Origin of the sequence: Segatella baroniae B14, assembly GCF_022024235.1 — a bacterium.
Classification (GTDB): Bacteria; Bacteroidota; Bacteroidia; order Bacteroidales; family Bacteroidaceae; genus Prevotella; species Prevotella bryantii.
Map to the genome: position 1 here is coordinate 1,330,247 of NZ_CP091799.1, position 20,016 is coordinate 1,350,262.

At 36.3% G+C, this 20,016-nt stretch carries 17 protein-coding genes; 11 read left to right on the forward strand and 6 right to left on the reverse strand.

The genetic code is table 11. The features are described from left to right. Window positions 1-146: 146 nt before the first annotated feature. Window positions 147-608 carry a hypothetical protein gene (locus tag L6469_RS05635; RefSeq protein ID WP_006281816.1) on the reverse strand — a complete coding sequence of 154 codons (462 nt, stop codon included), beginning with the start codon at window positions 606-608 and terminating at the stop codon, window positions 147-149. A 26-nt stretch (window positions 609-634) separates the two neighbouring features. After that, window positions 635-1,405: a ParA family protein gene (locus tag L6469_RS05640; protein WP_006281815.1), complete on the reverse strand. Its 771-nt coding sequence runs from the start codon at window positions 1,403-1,405 to the stop codon at window positions 635-637. 424 nt (window positions 1,406-1,829) lie between these two features. Here L6469_RS05640 and L6469_RS05645 point away from each other — a divergent pair, with 424 nt between their 5' ends. The 6 genes from L6469_RS05645 to L6469_RS05670 all read left to right on the forward strand — a co-directional run bounded on the left by L6469_RS05645 (window position 1,830) and on the right by L6469_RS05670 (window position 10,659). After that, window positions 1,830-3,236, forward strand: coding sequence for an aminopeptidase C (locus L6469_RS05645; RefSeq protein WP_006281814.1), 1,407 nt, complete (start codon window positions 1,830-1,832; stop codon window positions 3,234-3,236). Window positions 3,237-3,942: 706 nt separating this feature from the next. Next, complete coding sequence (locus L6469_RS05650) at window positions 3,943-4,161, forward strand: hypothetical protein (protein ID WP_039869863.1); 219 nt, start codon at window positions 3,943-3,945, stop codon at window positions 4,159-4,161. Between the two features lie 195 nt (window positions 4,162-4,356). Then, window positions 4,357-6,960 carry a polysaccharide biosynthesis/export family protein gene (locus L6469_RS05655; RefSeq protein ID WP_006281813.1) on the forward strand — a complete coding sequence of 868 codons (2,604 nt, stop codon included), beginning with the start codon at window positions 4,357-4,359 and terminating at the stop codon, window positions 6,958-6,960. A 27-nt stretch (window positions 6,961-6,987) separates the two neighbouring features. Next, window positions 6,988-8,307, forward strand: coding sequence for a lipopolysaccharide biosynthesis protein (locus L6469_RS05660; protein WP_223918686.1), 1,320 nt, complete (start codon window positions 6,988-6,990; stop codon window positions 8,305-8,307). After that, complete coding sequence (locus tag L6469_RS05665; RefSeq protein ID WP_006281811.1) at window positions 8,307-9,584, forward strand: glycosyltransferase; 1,278 nt, start codon at window positions 8,307-8,309, stop codon at window positions 9,582-9,584. The genes L6469_RS05660 and L6469_RS05665 overlap by 1 nt, the downstream gene beginning before the upstream one ends. 10 nt (window positions 9,585-9,594) lie before the next feature. Continuing rightward, complete coding sequence (locus L6469_RS05670; protein WP_006281810.1) at window positions 9,595-10,659, forward strand: glycosyltransferase family 4 protein; 1,065 nt, start codon at window positions 9,595-9,597, stop codon at window positions 10,657-10,659. 9 nt (window positions 10,660-10,668) lie between these two features. Here L6469_RS05670 and L6469_RS05675 read toward each other — a convergent pair whose 3' ends face one another. Beyond that, window positions 10,669-11,814 (reverse strand): EpsG family protein, encoded by a 1,146-nt coding sequence (locus L6469_RS05675; RefSeq protein ID WP_006281809.1) that lies wholly within the window; start codon window positions 11,812-11,814, stop codon window positions 10,669-10,671. Window positions 11,815-11,816: 2 nt separating this feature from the next. Further along, window positions 11,817-12,878, reverse strand: coding sequence for a chain-length determining protein (locus tag L6469_RS05680; RefSeq protein WP_006281808.1), 1,062 nt, complete (start codon window positions 12,876-12,878; stop codon window positions 11,817-11,819). A 314-nt stretch (window positions 12,879-13,192) separates the two neighbouring features. On the opposite strand from L6469_RS05680, the gene L6469_RS05685 reads away from it, so the two are divergent. The 5 genes from L6469_RS05685 to L6469_RS05705 all read left to right on the forward strand — a co-directional run bounded on the left by L6469_RS05685 (window position 13,193) and on the right by L6469_RS05705 (window position 17,890). Further along, window positions 13,193-14,314, forward strand: a complete 1,122-nt coding sequence (locus L6469_RS05685) for a glycosyltransferase (protein ID WP_006281807.1) — start codon at window positions 13,193-13,195, stop codon at window positions 14,312-14,314. Window positions 14,315-14,324: 10 nt separating this feature from the next. Further along, on the forward strand, window positions 14,325-15,221 hold the full coding sequence (locus L6469_RS05690) for a glycosyltransferase family 2 protein (RefSeq protein ID WP_162091547.1): 897 nt from the start codon (window positions 14,325-14,327) through the stop codon (window positions 15,219-15,221). Between the two features lie 12 nt (window positions 15,222-15,233). Next, window positions 15,234-16,016 carry a glycosyltransferase family 2 protein gene (locus tag L6469_RS05695; protein ID WP_006281805.1) on the forward strand — a complete coding sequence of 261 codons (783 nt, stop codon included), beginning with the start codon at window positions 15,234-15,236 and terminating at the stop codon, window positions 16,014-16,016. 195 nt (window positions 16,017-16,211) lie between these two features. After that, the gene (locus L6469_RS05700) at window positions 16,212-17,318 is read left to right on the forward strand and encodes an MraY family glycosyltransferase (protein ID WP_006281804.1); all 1,107 of its coding nucleotides are present in this window, start codon (window positions 16,212-16,214) and stop codon (window positions 17,316-17,318) included. Beyond that, a complete protein-coding gene (locus L6469_RS05705) occupies window positions 17,315-17,890 on the forward strand; it encodes a sugar transferase (protein ID WP_039869888.1) in 576 nt (191 codons plus the stop codon). Before L6469_RS05700 ends, L6469_RS05705 begins: the two co-directional genes overlap by 4 nt. Before the next feature lie 6 nt (window positions 17,891-17,896). On the opposite strand, the gene L6469_RS05710 is transcribed toward L6469_RS05705, so the two are convergent. After that, on the reverse strand, window positions 17,897-18,355 hold the full coding sequence (locus L6469_RS05710) for a lipocalin-like domain-containing protein (RefSeq protein ID WP_306432713.1): 459 nt from the start codon (window positions 18,353-18,355) through the stop codon (window positions 17,897-17,899). A 2-nt stretch (window positions 18,356-18,357) separates the two neighbouring features. Continuing rightward, on the reverse strand, window positions 18,358-19,938 hold the full coding sequence (locus L6469_RS05715; protein ID WP_006281801.1) for a capsule assembly Wzi family protein: 1,581 nt from the start codon (window positions 19,936-19,938) through the stop codon (window positions 18,358-18,360). Window positions 19,939-20,016: the final 78 nt, after the last annotated feature.

Consider the following 20,016-nt stretch of genomic DNA (forward strand, 5'->3'; position numbering starts at 1 on the left):
ATGTATACCTAATTCGCTCATAGAATTAACTCAAATAACGAGCTCAAAATTCGCGAATTTAAGACCGAGTTACATGACTATTCAGAATTTGCGAATTTTGAGGCAGTTATTTAGAGCGATTTCAGCCTATTATTCCCTTTCTTAATTTAGAGGAATGGATTTTTCTTCTTATTAGCCAAGATTGCTTTTTTAATTTCTTCTTTATGATTCTGGATAAAGACACTACACATAGCATTCACCATATGGCGAAGGAACACCTTGCTATGTTCTGCATTCTTCAATTCATTAAGCAAATCTGCAATATCATCATCAATCCAAAGAGACACACCCTTACGAGGAGATTTTGAATAGTTCATACATTCTGTACGGAAATGCTCCCATTCTTCTGCTCTGGAAATAGCATCATCAGCATTCAGCGGAGCTGATCTTTTGATAGGAGTAGGTTTTACCGTTTCCTGAGTTGAAGGTTTTTCCGCTTTAGGTTCTACTCGAGTTACAGGATTACTTTCTTTCTGCTCAGCTACAGGCTGTACATTCTCCACCTCTTCATTTTCCTCTAAAGGTTTATTAATAATGCCCATTACGAGCTTAGACATATCTTTTTTCATGATTTTCTATTTTTTAATGATGAATATTACTTAGTACGCTGATAAATTTCTTCTGTTAACGCATCGAAATCGTGAGCTCCATTAGAGCTTGGTGCATATTCCTGAATATCACCACCAGCCAAAGGAACCTCTGCCAAAGATACATTTTCACGGATAATGGTTTTGAATACCACATCACCATATTCATTTTTGATAGACTGTTCTACCGCTTTATTCAGATTCTTACGAGTATTAAAACGATTGATAATGATACCCGTAATCTTAATATCAAAACCGTTAACGCGAAGTCCTTCAAGATAATCATTCAGCATCATCATACCACGCAACGGAAGAGCCTCAGCAGTCAATGGCACATACGTATCTGTTGATGCGATAAAAGCATTGGTTGTAACAATATTCAAAGCAGGAGGACAATCAAGAAGAATATAATCATAATCGTCTTTAATGTCTTCAAGTGCATGAGTCAATATCAACTCTCGCGAAATTCTACTTATCAAAGTACTCTCTGCCAAAGCCATATCCAAAGAAGATGGAACTAAATCCAGATTTTCCTTAACATGATAAGGCTTGATTTTTTCTTGGCGAATAAGTACGTCAGCGATAGTCAATCGCTCCGTTTCATCGTTAGGATCAAAGAAGAAACTCGTCAAATTTGCCTGAGTATCCAAGTCTATTAGCAAAACTTTATTTCCCAATTTTGCAAGACCTTGACCTACACCAGCCACACAAGTAGTCTTACCTACTCCACCTTTATGATTTGCAAATGCTATGATTCTAGTTTGTACTTTTCTAGTCACTTTTACCGGCTTACCGTGATGCCGTTAGGGCTATATTCAATTACATCTACAAAGATACAAATAATATCTTATACATCTATAATATTATTCATCATTTTAAGATTAATTAGTAAATCATTTTACCATTTATATATTTAGCATTTCTATTTTTATCTATAGGTTATTCTTAGCTTAATCAAGTTATTATTTATTATGATATCGATATATTATTTATAGATTAATAATATAATTATTCATAAATAAACAACAATAGTATCGCTTATATTTCATAAAATAACAGAATCACCAAATAAAATAACAAGCCAAGAAATACACATTATAGAATATAAGAATATAAAAGAATTACAGATAAGACCATAACAGATATTGGTCGAACCAAACTTTTTTCGTATTTTTGTATGCGAAATCAACACTTAAATAATAAATGAACAAAAAAGTATTCGTAGCTACACTGTTACTAGCTACAGCCGGAACCATTTCGGCACAAAACAAAGAGGGAGGAATCACATATCAAATGATTCAACAGATGGAGAAAAAACAAAACAGCAATGCTACTAACAAAGCACTTTTCAATGCCATTGCTTCTAACTCTATCGACAATTTAGCTAAAAATCACGCTAACGCAGGCACAGTAGACACTTATTTCAGTAATGAAACCCCAAAACAGAGCATCCACGATCAAAAGAGTTCTGGAAGATGTTGGATGTTTTCAGGTCTCAATGTATTGCGTTCTAACTTTGCATTAGCACAAAATCAAAAAATGACTGTAGAATATTCACAGGCATACTTATTCTTTTATGATCAGTTAGAAAAAGCTAACCTGATGCTTCAGGGCACTATCGACTATGCGAAAAAGCCAATTGATGATAAAATGGTAAGATTTTTCTTCCAGAACCCTATCAGTGACGGAGGTACATTCTGCGGTGTAGCTGATTTGGCAGAAAAATATGGTTTAGTACCTATGAGTGTCATGCCAGAAACCTATTCTTCAGAAAACACCTCTCGCATGGCAAGAATTATATCATCCAAACTTCGTGAATTTGGACTTGAACTTCGCGATATGGTTGCCAAAGGTAAAAACAAAAAAGCTATTCAAAGCAGAAAAGCAGAAATGCTTGGCGAAGTATACCATATTTTAAGCCTCACATTGGGCGAGCCTGTTAAAGAATTCACATATACATTTACAGACAAAAACGGCAAAGCTATTGCTCCAGCCAAGAAATATACTCCAAAGTCTTTCTATGAGTTTACTGTAGGTGGAAAGATTAACGATACATTCATCATGGTCATGAACGACCCTCGTAGACCTTATTATAAAACATACGAGGTAGAATACGATCGTCACACATACGATGGACACAACTGGAAATATCTAAATTTGCCTATGAAGGACATCAAAGAGATGGCTATTGCAAGTATCAAAGCAGGACGAAAGATGTATTCTTCTTACGATGTAGGTAAACAGCTTGACCGCAAACGTGGCTACTTAGATATCAACAATTATGACTACGGAACACTGTTTGGTACTTCTTTTGGAATGAACAAAGCACAAAGAATCGAAACTTTTGATAGCGGTAGTACCCATGCCATGACACTTACAGCTGTAGACCTCGACGAGAATGGCAATCCTAAGAAATGGAAGGTTGAAAACAGTTGGGGAAGCGACAACGGATTTGGAGGTTGCTTCATCATGACCGATAAATGGTTTGATGAATATATGTTCAGACTAGTAGTCAACAAAAAGTTTGTTTCAGAAAAGCTTTTAAAGGACTATGAACAAAAACCAACTATGGTTACCCCTGACGATCCTCTTTTCAGTGAAGACAACTAAAAAACTTCAGAAAACAGTATACCTATATAAGGCGTATCAAAGCACGTTGCTTTGATACGCTTTTTTAGGCTAAAACCACTCATTTTACACTTTCCAAGTCCAAAGCGGACAGAATGTCAAATAATATATCCAAAAAACATAGCCTACAAAAATCGTCATCTAGCTCAAAATCTTTAGCTTTTGATCAGCCTGTTTGGTCTTTTTTCCACCCCTCGATTTTCTCTCCCGACAAAACCACAGGTCCTAGGGGTCGAAACCTAAGACTTTGTTCGCTAAACTCTATGACCTTATCGCATCAACCCTAAGCTTTCGCCCCCTAGGAACTATGGTTTTGTCGCCCCTTTTTTAAACTTACGGAACGTTAAATGCGTAACACGCTGATATTCAAGCATATACAAAAACGCCACATAATTTGCGTATTTGAGACCATTTAGCATACCGAATCCAAATACGCAAACCTCAAGACGCATAATGTCAACTAAATTCAAATTTATTAAAAATATACCATGTTTTTTACTTAGTCAATAACCAATCATACTGAATACATATATGTACATCACAACCATACAAAAGTATAATAAAGTATATTAAAATGTTAATTAATATTATATTAGGGCATCTGAATGGCTGAATAGAATAAAAAAAGCGTATATTTGCAATATTAAGTCTATGAAAACAAGCAAAATATAAAAATTCAACTAATTAAATGACAAAAAAAATATATACAGCACCAAAAACAGAAATCGTAAGTGCTGAACTTGGCAACGCAGTACTGTTGGCAGCTTCAGTAAATACAACCGTGTCTAGTTTTAATGGCGACAATAATGAACCTCAGCAAGACATGCCTGTAATTGAAAACACTTCAGAAAATCAGAATAACGACAACAACTTTGGCAATAACAATGGTTGGGGAAGAGGCTGGTAACATATATACTTGCATATAGAGCACATTATATGTGCCTAACAACCGAAACCACTAAAAAACACATTTTTTATACTGAACCCAAAAGAAAGAAGATAAGATACCTATTTTTGTTTATAGCTTTTCTCTACAAACACAATAAAGAGCAATAAACACGGTTATATAGAAAATAAGCATAACCGAAAGAATAAAGTTAGTATGAAAAAATATATTATTTGCGCCTTGATATCCCTTCTTGGCTCAACAACTCTATGGGCACAATCTGGTAGCATGACAGACAACCAGGTTATGCAATTTGTAGTAAAAGAACACGCAAAAGGCACTTCTAATACCCAAATTGTAACGAAATTAATGCAAAATGGTGTAGATATCAATCAGATAAGGCGTGTACGAAAAAAATATCAACGCGAGCAAAAAGAATCTGGCCTTGGTAACATTAGTAACAATACAGAAAACACATCAGATAAATTAAGAGTAAACAACGGTAAGACTCGCGAAGACTATCAAAAACAAGTAGCTAAAACGAATAGTAGCAGTTCTTACCGTATAAACGATACGCATGAGATTTTATCCACACGTAAGCATTCTTTCGATGAAAACGATCAGGATTATCTTGACATGCAAAAAGAAATGTTTGAGATGATTCCAGACTCTACCGAGATGCTCCAACGCTTACTTGCCAAGGAGAAGGCTGAAAAGAAAAAAGTATTCGGCCGAGATATTTTCAATAACAATGAATTGACCTTTGAATCAAATATGAATATCGCTACCCCTCAAAACTATCGTTTAGGGCCAGGCGATGCTGTTATCATAGAAATCTATGGCGTTTCACAAAAGACCATTCAAGATACCGTTTCACCTGATGGAACAGTAACCATCGAAGGTTTCGGACCAGTCAACATTTCTGGCTTAACCGTAAGCCAAGCTAACAATCGATTAAGAAATACTTTAGGAAGCCGTTACCGCAATAGTAAAATTCGCCTTACCGTAGGTCAGACGAAAACCATTATGATCAACGTAATGGGTGAAGTGAAAGTTCCAGGAACCTATACCCTATCAGCATTTGCGACCGTATTTCATGCGCTTTATATGGCTGGAGGAACTAATGACCTTGGTACTCTCCGTAATATTAAGGTATATCGCCACAATAAATTAGTAAGTGTAGTCGACATTTATGACTACATCTTAAATGGCAAACTAACAGGAAACGTTCGACTTACAGATAACGATGTAATTGTAGTAGGTCCTTATGACTGCCTGGTTAACATTACCGGTAAAGTAAAACGACCAATGTTCTACGAGATGAAGAAGAACGAGAGTATTCAGAGCCTGCTCAAATACGCTGGAAGTTTCACAGGTGATGCCTACAAAAAGAGTGTTCGTGTTAATCGCAAGACCGGCAGAGAATATGCCGTTTTCAATGTCGAAGAATTTGACTTTAGCAGTTTCCGTGTAGCTGATGGCGACTCTGTAAGCGTAGACTCTATACTACCTCGCTATGAGAATACCGTAGAGGTAAAAGGAGCCGTATTCCGCCCGGGCAAATACAATATAAGTCAGCAGATAAATAGCGTACGTAGCCTCATCGAACACGCAGAAGGAACTACAGAAGATGCTTTCACCGATCATGCCGTCATGCATCGCATGAAGAGTGACAGAACACTTGAAGTCATATCTGTAGACGTTGCGGGCATTATGTCGGGCAAAACAGCCGATATACCACTCAAAGAAAATGATGTGCTCTTCATCCCTACACAAAGAGACAGAGCATCTGAACGTACGATTACGATAAGAGGAGAAGTACAATATCCTGGTATCTATAAGTATGCCGATAACGAAACGATTGAAGACTTCGTACTCCAAGCTGGTGGATTAACAGACAAGGCGTCGACGGTAAAGGTAACCGTAAGTAGACGTGTGAACGATCCGAAAGCTATAGCTCCAGACAGTATTATCGGGCAAAGCTATCAGATGAGTCTGAAAGACGGTTTCGTCATCGATGGCACACCAGGATTCACCCTCATGCCATTTGATGAAGTATACATCCATGCCAACCCTGGTTATAGCGAGCAACAAAACGTAGAGATCAGTGGTGAGGTTTCGTTTGCCGGAACTTATGGACTAACCAAGCGCAATGCACGATTGACCGACCTACTTCATGCTGCCGGTGGTGCTACCAAACTAGCCTACATCAAGGGAGCCCGCTTGGAACGAAAGACTAACGAAGCAGAAAAGAAACGTATGCAAGCTGCATGGGAAATGGTACGAGAGCAACAGCAACAAGAGTTAATGGAGCTTGCAGCAAGCAGCAACAATGCCTCATCTGTATCACAGTTGGGACAACAGAATAACCAGACGATGCTTTCAAAATTCAACATACCAGAGTACTACAGTGTTGGTATCGAATTAGACAAAGCTATCGCCGACCCTAACAGTGATGCCAACATGGTATTACGTGAAGGTGACCGCTTATATGTACCTAAATATAATGCTACCGTCAAAGTAAACGGTGCAGTACTCTATCCGAACACAGTAGCCTATATGAAAGGCAAAAGTGCCAAATACTATATTAATGCAGCCGGTGGATTCTCACAGAAGGCCCGCAAGAGTAATGCTTACATCATCTATATGAATGGTATGGTAGCCAAGATCAGCCAGGGAGCCAAGGTTCAACCAGGCTGCGAGATTGTAGTACCAAGTAAACTAAAAAAGAAGGCCTCTATTGCCGAAATGGCAACCATGGGAACTAGTGTAGCAAGTATCGCTACTATGATAGCAACTATTGCTAATTTGAGTAAATAAATGAATACGATAAGTAGTATATTACATATGAAAAATCAGAGAAACAAGATGTTGAGAAACAACATCTTGTTTTCTGGTATATTAAAAATAATCGGCTTACTCACTTCTTTACTCATCGTACCTATAACCATAGGATATCTGAACAACGAAGTATATGGTATTTGGATGACGATAACCTCTATACTCTACTGGTTTACATTTTTTGATGTCGGACTGGGCAACGGTATGCGTAATTATTTAACCCAAGCTATATCTAAGGGGAACTATGCTTTAGGAAAAGCTTATCTGAGTACTACGCTATGTGTGTTAACACTCATTGCAATTATCATTGGCATCATCAGCGTATTGCCTCTATGCCTATTAGATTTCAATAAGGTTTTTAATTCGAATACCCTAAGTAACACAGAATTGAGAAACATAATGATTATCGCTCTGTCGTTTACACTGGCAAATTTTGTCTTAAAAAATATCGGTTTTGTTTTTATCGCTCTTCAAAAATATGCCATCAATGATCTTCTATCTGTCTCAGGAAGCGTCTTTGGTCTTATTATCACTTATATCCTAACCAAAACAACTACAGGAAACTTGATGTATATCGTGCTAGCATTAACGATATCACCGGTTTGTATTTATCTGATAGCAGCATTCCCTATTTTTAAAAAATACAAGGATCTTAAACCATCCATCCACGCTTTTGATGCAAAGCTATTAAAGAATATTGTGGGCAAAGGTCTAGGATTTTTTGTGATACAGATAACAAGTTGCCTGGTCATCTATGGCAGTTCAAACCTTTTTATTACTCAATTCTGTGGTCCTACCGCAGTAACTACGTATAATATCGCCTACAAGTATTTTAATCTATTGGCTATCGGTTACACGGTCATAATTTCACCAATGTGGAACGCTTATACTGATGCCTATATCAAAGAAGATTTCCAATGGATCAAGAAAACATTTCACAAAGCACTGCTCTTCTGGGCTTTTAGTGTAATAGCAGGAATCATCATGCTGGCAGGAAGTTCACTATTTTACAATCTTTGGGTAGGAGAAAAAGTAATCGTGCCTTTCACAATATCAGCCTGCGTACTCGTGTACATCAGCTGTTTTAATCTAAATAATAGTGTAACCTATCTCATCAACGGATTGAATAAAATAAAAGTTCAAATGATCACATCAATTGTGTTTACAGCAGGATATATACTCATACTACTCGCATTAGGTAATCAAGCAGGCTCAGAAGGCATTATTTTATGTATGACACTATGCTATGCAAGTATGGCTGTAATCCATCTCTATCAATGTCACCTTTTAATCAGAAACAAAGCTAAAGGAATTTGGAATCAATAATGAAAGATAAAATAAGTGTTATCACAGTTGTATACAACGATGCTGCAAACATCAGAAATACAATAGAAAGCTACTTCTCGCAAACCTGGGAGGAGAAGGAATATATAGTCATTGATGGTGGAAGCACAGATGGAACCAAAGATATCATAGCAGAATATGCAGACCGTATAGCTTTCTGGTGCTCAGAGAAAGACGGTGGTATCTATGATGCCATGAACAAAGGTATCAGCCACGCTACAGGAACATGGATTAATATACTTAATTCTGGTGACAATTTTGCTTTTAACACTTCACTCGAAGATACGATTACGGCTGTAGATCCCAATCAAGCTGATGTCATCTACACCAACTGCATATCTCGTTCAGGTGTTGTTGAAACAAAAATAATTGCTCCTGATGATACTAGCCTACTCCGTAAATATCCTATTTATCGCCATGGAGCCTCACTTACAAGAACAAGCGTACAAAAGCAATTTCTATTTGATCTTAGTAGAAAAAAAGATCTGGAATACTCACTGGATTGGAATATGATATTCAGCATTTATACTGCCGGCTATAGATTCCTAAAGGCAGATACTTTTCTCCAAGTCTATGATGCAGAAGGTGCTTCTGCACACAGATTTAAATCATATTGGTACAATTATAAAATCACAAGTAATGGAAAATTTTCTCTACCTGCTTTTCTGTTTTTTTTGAGAACAAGTTGCATTAATCCAATTCTTGACAATAAATTCACAGCTGATGTAAAAAAGTGGATTAGAGCATTTCTCTTTGAATTTATTGTCAACGAAATATTACCAATGATTCCATTTTGGGCAATACGCAAGACTATACTTAAGCTCTGCAGAATGAAGATTGGAAAGAACTCATTTATTAATCTCAAGTCATATTTTATGGCACCTAGCAGACTTAAGATTGGTGATTACACACATATTAATAGAGGATGTACACTTGATGCACGGGGATTCATCACGATAGGCAATAATGTCTCGATATCACATGGGGTGTCAATATTCACAGGAAGTCACGATAAAGATTCACACACATTCCGTGAGATAGATCATCCCATAATCATCGAAGACTATGTATGGATAGGTGCAAATGCCACAATTCTCCAAAACATTACAATTGGCAAAGGTGCTATAGTATGCGCAGGATCCGTGGTCAACCGTGATGTTGAACCCTACACAATTGTTGGCGGCGTACCAGCCCAAAAAAAAGGTCAGCGTAGTAGCAATCTTGACTATCATTGTATATGGGATTGTCCTTTCACTTAAAAACTAAAAAATGAAGATATTATTCGACCATCAATTATTTTATGATGTTTATGGCGGTGCATCTAAGTATTTTGCCATGATGATAAACTCATTACCTCAAGGAAGTTGGGATACCACTACCCTATTAGCATGCAATGAGTATGTAAGAGCAATGCATCTGTTCCGCTACTTTCCCAAATATTTCAGAGGTCAGGCTAGATTGTTGGAGCATATCAATCGCCCTTACACAAGTCACATACTCTCGAGACAGAAGTTTGATGTGTTTCATCAAACTAACTTTGGCACATACTATGGCAATTCACTTGGCAACAAGCCATTAGTGATTACTTATCATGATGCCAACATGTCTACATATAGTCCCCGTCCGGATATAGTAGAATTACAAAATCAATCTTTACGAAGAGCAGATGCAATAATCGCAGTAAGCAATAATACCAAAAAAGATTTACTCACTTTATTTCCTTTTGTAGATGAAAAAAAAGTGCACGTAATATATCATGGTATAGAGAAAATACATGATAAACCAAAGCACATCAAAGATATTACCAATAATCCATATATACTATATGTTGGATTAAGAGCAGAATATAAAAATTTCCATCGTTTTATCAAAGCTTTTGCCATTCTAAGCAAGTCACATCCTAACCTCAGACTCATATGCACTTCTATGCCATTTACTACCACAGAACTAGCTAAATTCAAAGAATTGAAAATAGAAGATAAGGTAATACATGTTTCTGCATCAGAAGAACTAATGAAACAGCTGTATGCAGAGGCTTTATTCTTCATCTATCCTAGCATATACGAAGGTTTTGGTATGCCAATTCTTGAGGCTTGGGAAACTCGTTGTCCTGTATGTTTATCAGATACCAGTTGTTTTCCAGAGATAGCCGGTGATGCAGGCTTGTATTTTAATCCAAAGGATATAGACGACATGACCGCAAAAATAAAATTGCTGACAGAAGATGACAATCTCCGCCAGCAACTTATATCGAAGGGCTGCTCAAGGGTAAATCTATTTACTTGGCAAAAATGCGCTAATGAACATTATAAAATTTACGAGTCTCTAGTATAACTATAATATCTAGATTTGCTCCTCAAAGGTTCGGTTGTGAAAATACAATCGTTCTTGATATTCTTGTGCCCCAAAAAGTATATTTTCATAATCATAGTCTGGGAAATGGCATGTACCCGCCATACGCAATGAGCAATACAAAACTATGAATATCTTGAATAGTCTACGATTATTATCGATACTAAAGCATTTAATCAAATCATACCAAACAATCCAATATCCAAATACGAACAAAGTAGCAAAACGCTTACTCAAAACTTCAAATTCATTAAAGATGAAAAATAGCACAAAGTATGCTATCATGGCATTAATGAATATTCCACCCTCATTGCGAACTTCCTTTAACTTATCATAATAGCAGAATATCAATGTACCCGTAAGCAAACGTTCTAAATATCCAATAGACAGAGGTGTACTACTAGTTAGATACTCTGTATATATTTCAATTCTATCAGCAAAAATTTCACTAACCCCAACCATCTTTACTAAAGTCAAAAAAATCGGAATACGACTAAGGAATATCAGATTACAAATAATGAAAATACACAAATAAATCCACTTGTTTGGACGCAGATGGAAAAAGAAATACAATGGAAAATAAGCCAGTGCAGATGTATGAAAAGAGAGAGCTACTAGGCAAAGAGCGTAGTATTCTAAAGGCTTACGCTTTACTAGATAATCTAATGCATTTAAAAACACCAAAATTGCAATAGCATTACGCATCAGATTAGTAAATATCATTAAACCTTCAAACACAATAACCAACATAAGAATAATCGGCATATTCTCTGTCCTTTTGCGAAGAAAATTATATAAAAGTCCAAAATTGATTAATGAACTAACAAATACAAAAAAATGCCAATTTTCCCACAATCCCTTAACTATAAGATTTAGAAGCGTATACCCTGGTTCCCAATATTTCGAACTTCCAAACTCATAGTTGGAAATATTATCCCAAGAGCAATCAAAGAAATATGGATAATAACTGACCCAGTCGCTCAAAATATATCCTCTAAAACCAAAGAATATAAAAACTACCAAAAGCGACCCAATATAAAGTCGCTTTTTAAGTATTTCATCTTTTGTATTGTCAAAGACTACTCCTGCACAACCAAGGGATAGCACTAATACTATATAAGGTATGCTATAAGCCATGCCTACGCATTATTTGTTTTACGGTTTTTAACGAAATCACGGATAAAAAGTACCCAAAGAGAATCGGCTATAAAGCCAAACATCATGGTCATAATTACCATAACTGATCTCGGCGTACTGGAAGCTCTGTTAGGAACTGTAGGTCGCTGAATAATCGTAAATGCTGGTGTCTGTTCTTGAACCTTGGCCTTAGCATTCTGAAGCTTAGCAACAATGCCATTATAAATATTGTATTTCAACTGCATCTCATTTTCCAACTCATCTCGTTTACTCTGGAAAGTCTGAAGAACAGCATCCTGATCAGCATCAGAAAAAGAAGCGTATAAACGTTGAGCTTTAACATAATCAGCTTTACTCTCAGCATATAGTTTTTCATAATACTTAAGATCGTTCCTTACTTTCTTTGTTTTATATTCTGTGATGTAAGATTGCAGTCTGCTTTGAAGAGTATCAGCCATGATTGCAGCTACCATTGGATCCATATCTGTCATTGATATAGTAATAACACTTGTTTTTTTATCTACTAGACATCCAATGCTATTTCTCACTCCATTGCATATACCTTCATCATCTTCAGAAAGCATAAATGGATTAATCTTTCCACCTTTTCCTGCTTCTTTTTTCTTTAAAAAATTGCGAATGAAGATACCAGGGTATGACCAGAAAGGCACTTTACCATCTGATTTAAGATGCTCGTAATAAGTCTTAGTCTTACCTTCTTCCTTAGTAGTTACCTTTACATCAAAAAGACTAATAATAAAATCGTTTGATGCAAAGATGTCTGGATATATCTCCGGATAAATAGCATCCATTGAGCCCTTTGTATTTAAATCAATACCAAAACTTGAAGCCATATCACTCAAACTTTCAGACATAGTTCCACTTGCCGAAACCTCAGGTGCCAATACCACAGAAGTAGTATATGATTTCTGGGTACTCAATGCTATACAAACACCTAAGACTGCAGAGACTCCAAGCACAACTGCAAGAAGTTTCTTTTCCTCCAATACTTTCTTAATTGATCCAACAATGTCTATTTCGTGTGATTGTCTATTTACATCCATTTTTTGTTGTATTTGTTACAAAGTTAATATTTATTTTAGAATTTAACGATATTTTTTCTTCTTTATTTTATAAATATCTGCCCATTTTAAATGTGACATTATTTGTTATATATGGATCTTAATGCCAACTTTGTGAAATCCACAATACAACAATATGAACTGACTGAGAAAATAAATCCATTGCAGATGATATCAAAATTGCATGAAAAACAACTTTGTTTTGGGAATATTAAATAATAATCACAAGTGTTACTTTTTAAAGAGGACTCGGTAATATTATTAAATATTATACGTTATTTAAAAAAATACGCACAATGAAGAAGACAATTATTCATATATCTAAATATTATTATCCTGATGAGGGCGGTATAGAAACCGTTGCAAAATATCTAGTTGAAGGCTTAATGGATTATAATCATGTTGTCATCTGTTTTGCTAAAAATGGCAGAACTTGCATAAATGAGGTAAATGGTACTAAAGTATATCGAATCTCACCTACTCTAAATATTGCATCTCAAGATATATGTTTCTCCTACTGGAAAGAACTACAGAATGTAGTACAACTATATTCACCAGAGATTGCTATTATACATTGCCCTAATCCATTTGTATATCCTATCGCAAATAGAGTATTGCCAAATGATTGTAAGAAGATATTACTTTGGCATTCAGATATTCTAACCAAGGGATGGTTATACAAAATGATTAAACCAATAGAAAATGAAGCATTACGAAAATCAGATTTGATTCTTGCTACAAGTCCAAATTATATAGACCCTTCGAGTCCTATTTTTAAATATCGTGATAAAGTTAAGGTACTACAAAATGGAATGATCGTGAGTGACTTCGATCTTCGCAAAGGTGATAAAGAGAGAATAGAAGATATAAAACAAAAATATAAAGGTAGTAAACTGATACTATTCGTTGGTAGACACATACCATATAAAGGCATAGATCAGCTAATAGCTGCAGAAAAATACATTAAAAGCAATGTTAAAATCTTAATCGCTGGACGCGGTCCTGAAACCAACAAACTGAAACAACTTGCAGCCAATAATAAGCGTATCGAGTTTCTTGGGAAGGTAAGCTGCAACGATCTTCGCTGTTACTATCATGCTGCTGATATCTTTGGATTTGCTAGCATCACCAAGCAGGAAGCTTTTGGTGTAGCTCTAGCAGAGGCTATGTATTGTAAATGTGTCCCTGTAACCTTTCATATTGAAGGTTCTGGAGTAAATTGGGTAAACCTAAAAGGCGTTACAGGAGAAGAGGTTGCTCTTTACGACACCAAAGCTTATGCAGAAGCAATCGACAAGATTCTTACTACTCCAGAATTATTAAATCAATATGCAGAAGCCAGCCATAAGCGCATCTGCGATCATTTTACTGATGCTGAATCTGTCAAAGTCGCTCAGAAAATATTTGCAGAACTATAAAATATCAAAAATGAATAAAGTAAATATATTGCTATCATCATACAACGGAGAACGTTATATTAAAGAGATGATCGACTCTCTCCTTGCCCAAGAAAATGTAGAAATAGATCTGCTGGTACGCGATGATGGTTCTACAGATAACACTCCTAAGATACTCGATGAATACCAGAGTAAAGATCAACTTACATGGTATCAAGGCAAAAATCTAAAGCCAGCACACAGTTTCATGCAGCTAGTAAAAGATTCTCACGATGCTGATTACTATGCATTTGCTGATGAAGACGACTATTGGAAACCCGAAAAAGTATCAACAGGCGTAGAAGCTATCAAACCATATGATGATATACCTGCACTTTATTTCAGCAGGACCCAACTCACTGATGAGAATTTAAATCCCATTCCTGGACCGATCATTAATCCAAAACTTACATTTGGAGAATCATTAGTATATGAGTTTATTCCTGGGTGCACCATGGTATTTAATAAGAAATTAAGAGATATAATAAATCTGTACACACCTAGTTACATTCCCATGCACGATGTTTGGATATATAGTGTTGCACTAGCTGTAGGTGCAAAGATAGTATTTGATCCAAATTCATACATTCTCTATCGTCAACATTCAAGCAATACCATCGGGCAAGGTCAAGGTGAAATGCACGAATGGAAACGTAGATACCATAGATTTGTATATTCAGAACACTCTAGATATCGTAGAGCTCAAGAGATTTGGAATGGATACAACCAGATGATGTGCAATGAGAACAAAGACATATTGAAGAAATTTATTGATGCTAAACAGAGTATCGTAAAGCGATGCAAACTGATTCAAGACTCACGTTTAGAGCCATCAGAAAAATCAGTATGGAGACTATTCAAAATTGCTACATTATTAAATATATATTAATTCCATTATAATATGTCAAACATTAAAATCAGCATAATTACACCTACATACAATAGTGAGAAAACTGTTGAGCGCACGATTCAAAGTGTTTTAAATCAAGATTATCCTAATCTTGAATATATTATTATTGATGGATTATCATCAGACCGGACTCTATATATCGTGAATAAATATCGAGACAAGATTGCTATTATTGAATCAGGTAAAGACAAAAATATAAGTCAAGCATTTAACAAAGGCATAGCTAAGGCTACAGGCGATGTAATAGGCATTATCAATTCGGATGATTTCTTTTTGCCAGGTGCCCTACAGAAAATCGCTGATGAATTCGATGGAGAATCAGATATATACCAAGGTAATATTCTTATGGAAGACGCAGAAACAGGATTTCGTTGTAGAGAAATTCCGTCTAAGACCTTCCCTAAGATGCCATTACTAAGACATGTGGCTCATCAAGGTATGTTCGTAACACGTGAAGGGTACAAGAAATTTGGTGTCTATGATGAAGATATTAGATGGCCAATGGACTTGGAATTTCTGATGAGAGCAGATCGACTTGGTGCGAAGTTCCATAGAATAGAATACGATATGGCTGTTTTTGTTGCTGGAGGTTTTACATCCAAATCAATAATACAAAAGAAAGATGACTATATCAATATCGTATTAAAAAATGGTGGAAACAGGATTCAGGCATATTTATATTATCTTTCACTAGTAGGTATTCAGATAACTAAAAAAATACTCAATATCGTTTTACCTGACTTTGGACAAAAGCTAAGATATAAAAAAGCATAGATTAATACTCAAGTAATACTCCAAATTAATGCAAGATGAGTTTTTCCCACTTAAAGGATTTTATTTATCAAATGTGAAAGAGAATAACCTTTAAGTGGGAAACTCCATAATATTACTACGTAAAAAATAAAATGATAGGCACAATATATCCTTAATTTATCAGTTGTATATACAAAGTAATAGACAAATACTTGTATGACCTTAACAATATTATTGATACTTGGAGCTTTTCTACTAAGCGCCATATGCGGATTCATCGCAATACCTGAAATACTAAACTATTGTAAAGACAAAAACTTATACGATATACCAGATTCTCGCAAGGTACACAAGAACTTAGTACCTCGCTTGGGAGGCATTTCCTTTATGCCTAGTATGCTTTTATCATTCATTATTGCTCTGTTTGTTTTTAACAGTCAGTTTGGAAAAGGTACGATTCAGATTAGTCTTTGGTCGATTTACTTTTTAATCGGTCTACTTTTGATTTATTCTGTAGGTATCGTGGACGATCTCATAGGATTGAGTGCAAATATCAAATTCGTCGTGCAAATCATTTCGGCAAGCCTATTACCACTGGCTGGCTTATATATCAATAATCTGTATGGTCTCTTTGGTATCCATGAGATTTCCTATTGGGTGGGGGTGCCTCTAACCATCTTTATCATTGTTTTCATCTGTAATTCCATGAACCTTATTGATGGTATCGACGGATTATGTGCTGGTCTTTCAGAAATTGCTTTGGGCGGATTCTTGCTAACCTTCATGGAAGAGGGACTCGCTGTATATTGTATTCTGATAGCTGGTCTTATGGGGGTATTAGTTCCTTACTTGTACTTTAATTTGTTTGGCAAAAGCAAAAACAATCGGAAAATTTTTATGGGGGATAGTGGCAGTTTAACTTTAGGGTTTATCCTAAGTTTCCTCTTTGTTAAACTCTCTATGGACAATCGATTGGTAATGGCCTTTGAACCAACACGCATGAATATAGCCGTTTCCCTATTGTTGATACCTACTTTTGACGTCGCTCGTATTATTATATACCGACTTCGCTATCATCGGCCAATCTTTGATGCTGATAAGAACCATATTCATCACAGATTAATGAATCTTGGGTTGACGATGCACCAGGCTCTCATCACTATTCTTGGCCTTGCCTTAGCTTTTATCGCTATTAACATGCTTCTATTCCCTATTATCGGGTTTACATACGTCTTTTTAACAGATATTGCTCTTTATACGGGGCTACATTTGATCATTGGAGCTGTTTATCAGCATAAATTGAAGGAGGAATGCGCTATATGAAACGTGCTATAGATTGCATTTTGGCCATAATATGCCTCGTATTATTTTCACCCCTACTTGCTGTTATTGCTCTTGCCATTCGTATGGAGGACGGGCTTCCCGTAATCTATAGCCAAGAAAGAATTGGTTTACATGGTGAACCTTTCATGATTTATAAATTTAGAAGTATGCGAATGGATGCAGAAGAACATGGAGAACCTCAATTACTGGATATCGAAGGCGATCCACGCCTAACTCATGTGGGCAAATTCCTGAGAAATCACCATTTGGATGAACTTCCTCAACTGTGGAATGTCATAAAAGGTGACATGGCTTTTATCGGACCTAGACCGGAACGAAAATACTATATTAATCAAATCATAGAAAGAGATGCCCGATATACTCAATTGTACAAGATACGACCAGGAGTAACTTCTTATGCTACTTTATATAATGGATATACAGATACCATAGAGAAAATGCTTAGAAGACTGGAGCTAGATTTGTACTACCTGGAACATCACTGCTGGTGGTTCGATTGCAAGATATTGCTCAAGACTTTTACCAATATCATTAGTGGAAAAAAATTCTAGCGATAACTAGAAATTAGTAAAATATAGTTTCAATTCTTTTGAGCGTAATATCATTTTAGAACCACTTAGAGCCTCTACAGCAAAGTTCTCTTCTAAATTCTGAATACCATAAGGGCGTAGTATCTCAGGATCATCAACAGGTATATCACCACCATCCTCCATATCCTGGTGCCAATGATTGATATAAGGTGAAGAGAGTTTCAAACTATCGCCGGTATATGTAAATCGAAAATAAAAACTGAAATCACTTCCTTGAAGCGCAATGAGCTTATGCTCCACGCCCCAAAACAGTTTTTGGTCGCTTAAATCGTAATGCCCACCTGTGGCAAGAGTATCTATTGCTTCTAAATGCCAAAAACCATCTAAATCACCATTATCACTCGTTTCTAATGTGCATGAGGAGCAGATGACTGCACTCATCATTAGAAATAAAAATCCGGTCAAATTATATTTTATACGTTTCACGATTACTGACGCTTTTTAAAATGTAAAACTCCTGTTTTAGATACCGTTAACTGAAAGCCTGTATTTTCACCTAAAATACTGCCAAAATCCATACCATAGGCTCCCTTTAAATGCCAATTATGATTGAAATGATAGGTAGCTTCAAGCATAGTGCTCACATTATGACGTTTACGGGTATATGGGTCACTATAAGTACCAAAACCTTCTTGAAATGTTGCTAATAAGCGATAATCTAATCGCTCACTTGGCTTACCATTGATTCCCAAATGTAAAGCCCAAAAACGATTGTTCTCTACACGAATACTCCCGTCTGTATTATAAAGTGGTGATCGATACAAAGGATTGCCCATTACTTGCCCCCAATGTTGCCATCCGGAATAGAAACTGTGATTGTAATAATCGTCTTGACCTGCTAAATGATCTGCTATGTTATAGGTTCGATCATGATTATATGGTCCACTCTGATATTTGGTATAAATATATTCGAAAACAAGTCCTCGAAGCCAAGTTCCAAATTTAAATTGAAGTTCGGTACCCAGCATCATATCTTTGAGCTTATAAAGATAGAAGCGTGAATGCTGCTTTTCCATATAGTCTGGACCATCACCATATCCATCATAATCAAGAAGAAACATCTGGGAATGATCTTCAAAAAAATGATCGGCATATAAAGACCACATCCAAGAATCAGAATCGTACATCAAACGAGCTACCCAACTGCCTAGCTGATTACCTTCTACATTACCATACTCTCCATCTGCGGCATCCTGCCCCCCCGGCACAAAAGCATGCCAAAAATCTCTTAACCCATGAGGAGCTGTTACAGGTGCTGAACTGTACGAATTATTAGCATTATAACAATTTCCACCAAACTGGGCAGCCATTTCTAATCCTATTTCAAATGACCAAGGACAAAAACGCTCAGGACTGCCTATTTTCAAATAACCTGCTTTACTATGATAATAGGCTCCTGTAGCATAATGATAAGAACTTGTAGAAAATTCTTGCTGCCAATTGCTATCCGTGAATTTACCATAAGCGATATGTCCCTTGATATGAAGCCATCGACCTAAAGCTGGAATTGTCCAATACTCAGGCAGGGCTAACCTTACTTGTGGCACTGGGCGAGCATTAATACCTAATGTCTGCGATCCACTGCTCAGACTATTATTCTTCAACTCCATAGGATACTCTTTGGCACCAACTGTAAGTGTACCATGAAGCCAACGAGCCTCAACATAAGCCTGCTGAAGAACAAATTTACTGGTATAATGTATGGGTACTGCCACATCGACCCCATATCCTATACCCCATCGTCGAGCTGAATCTGTCTGAAGTGGCCGAGTAAGGCTTCCACGTAAATAGCCATTATATTTATCTAATGAGCTTAGTCCATATTTATTAGCATTTAGCCATAATGGTGTTTCGTGATTTGAAAAGGAGCTCTGCATCTCGAGCTTATAAGTAATGTTCTGATTTAACTGTAATGCTTCTCTATCAGTCCCCTCCTGCCAAGCATATTGAGCATATAACGGAAACGGGCTACTAATACTTGCAATAAGGATAGCGTATCCTATTTTCATTTTTAACTTTTTTACAACAACCAATTTTATAATATATAACGTTATTGTCTCGTTATTATTTTAAAGACATAGGGATTT

Excerpts from the sequence above, each read along its gene's own strand:
- L6469_RS05645 (WP_006281814.1), top strand. The coding sequence starts at position 1,830 with ATGAACAAAAAAGTATTCGTAGCTACACTGTTACTAGCTACAGCCGGA.
- L6469_RS05675 (WP_006281809.1), bottom strand. The coding sequence starts at position 11,814 with ATGGCTTATAGCATACCTTATATAGTATTAGTGCTATCCCTTGGTTGT.
- L6469_RS05695 (WP_006281805.1), top strand. The coding sequence starts at position 15,234 with ATGTCAAACATTAAAATCAGCATAATTACACCTACATACAATAGTGAG.
- L6469_RS05635 (WP_006281816.1), bottom strand. The coding sequence starts at position 608 with ATGAAAAAAGATATGTCTAAGCTCGTAATGGGCATTATTAATAAACCT.
- L6469_RS05690 (WP_162091547.1), top strand. The coding sequence starts at position 14,325 with ATGAATAAAGTAAATATATTGCTATCATCATACAACGGAGAACGTTAT.
- L6469_RS05715 (WP_006281801.1), bottom strand. The coding sequence starts at position 19,938 with ATGAAAATAGGATACGCTATCCTTATTGCAAGTATTAGTAGCCCGTTT.
- L6469_RS05685 (WP_006281807.1), top strand. The coding sequence starts at position 13,193 with ATGAAGAAGACAATTATTCATATATCTAAATATTATTATCCTGATGAG.
- L6469_RS05700 (WP_006281804.1), top strand. The coding sequence starts at position 16,212 with ATGACCTTAACAATATTATTGATACTTGGAGCTTTTCTACTAAGCGCC.
- L6469_RS05660 (WP_223918686.1), top strand. The coding sequence starts at position 6,988 with ATGAAAAATCAGAGAAACAAGATGTTGAGAAACAACATCTTGTTTTCT.
- L6469_RS05650 (WP_039869863.1), top strand. The coding sequence starts at position 3,943 with ATGACAAAAAAAATATATACAGCACCAAAAACAGAAATCGTAAGTGCT.
- L6469_RS05680 (WP_006281808.1), bottom strand. The coding sequence starts at position 12,878 with ATGGATGTAAATAGACAATCACACGAAATAGACATTGTTGGATCAATT.
- L6469_RS05705 (WP_039869888.1), top strand. The coding sequence starts at position 17,315 with ATGAAACGTGCTATAGATTGCATTTTGGCCATAATATGCCTCGTATTA.
- L6469_RS05665 (WP_006281811.1), top strand. The coding sequence starts at position 8,307 with ATGAAAGATAAAATAAGTGTTATCACAGTTGTATACAACGATGCTGCA.
- L6469_RS05655 (WP_006281813.1), top strand. The coding sequence starts at position 4,357 with ATGAAAAAATATATTATTTGCGCCTTGATATCCCTTCTTGGCTCAACA.
- L6469_RS05670 (WP_006281810.1), top strand. The coding sequence starts at position 9,595 with ATGAAGATATTATTCGACCATCAATTATTTTATGATGTTTATGGCGGT.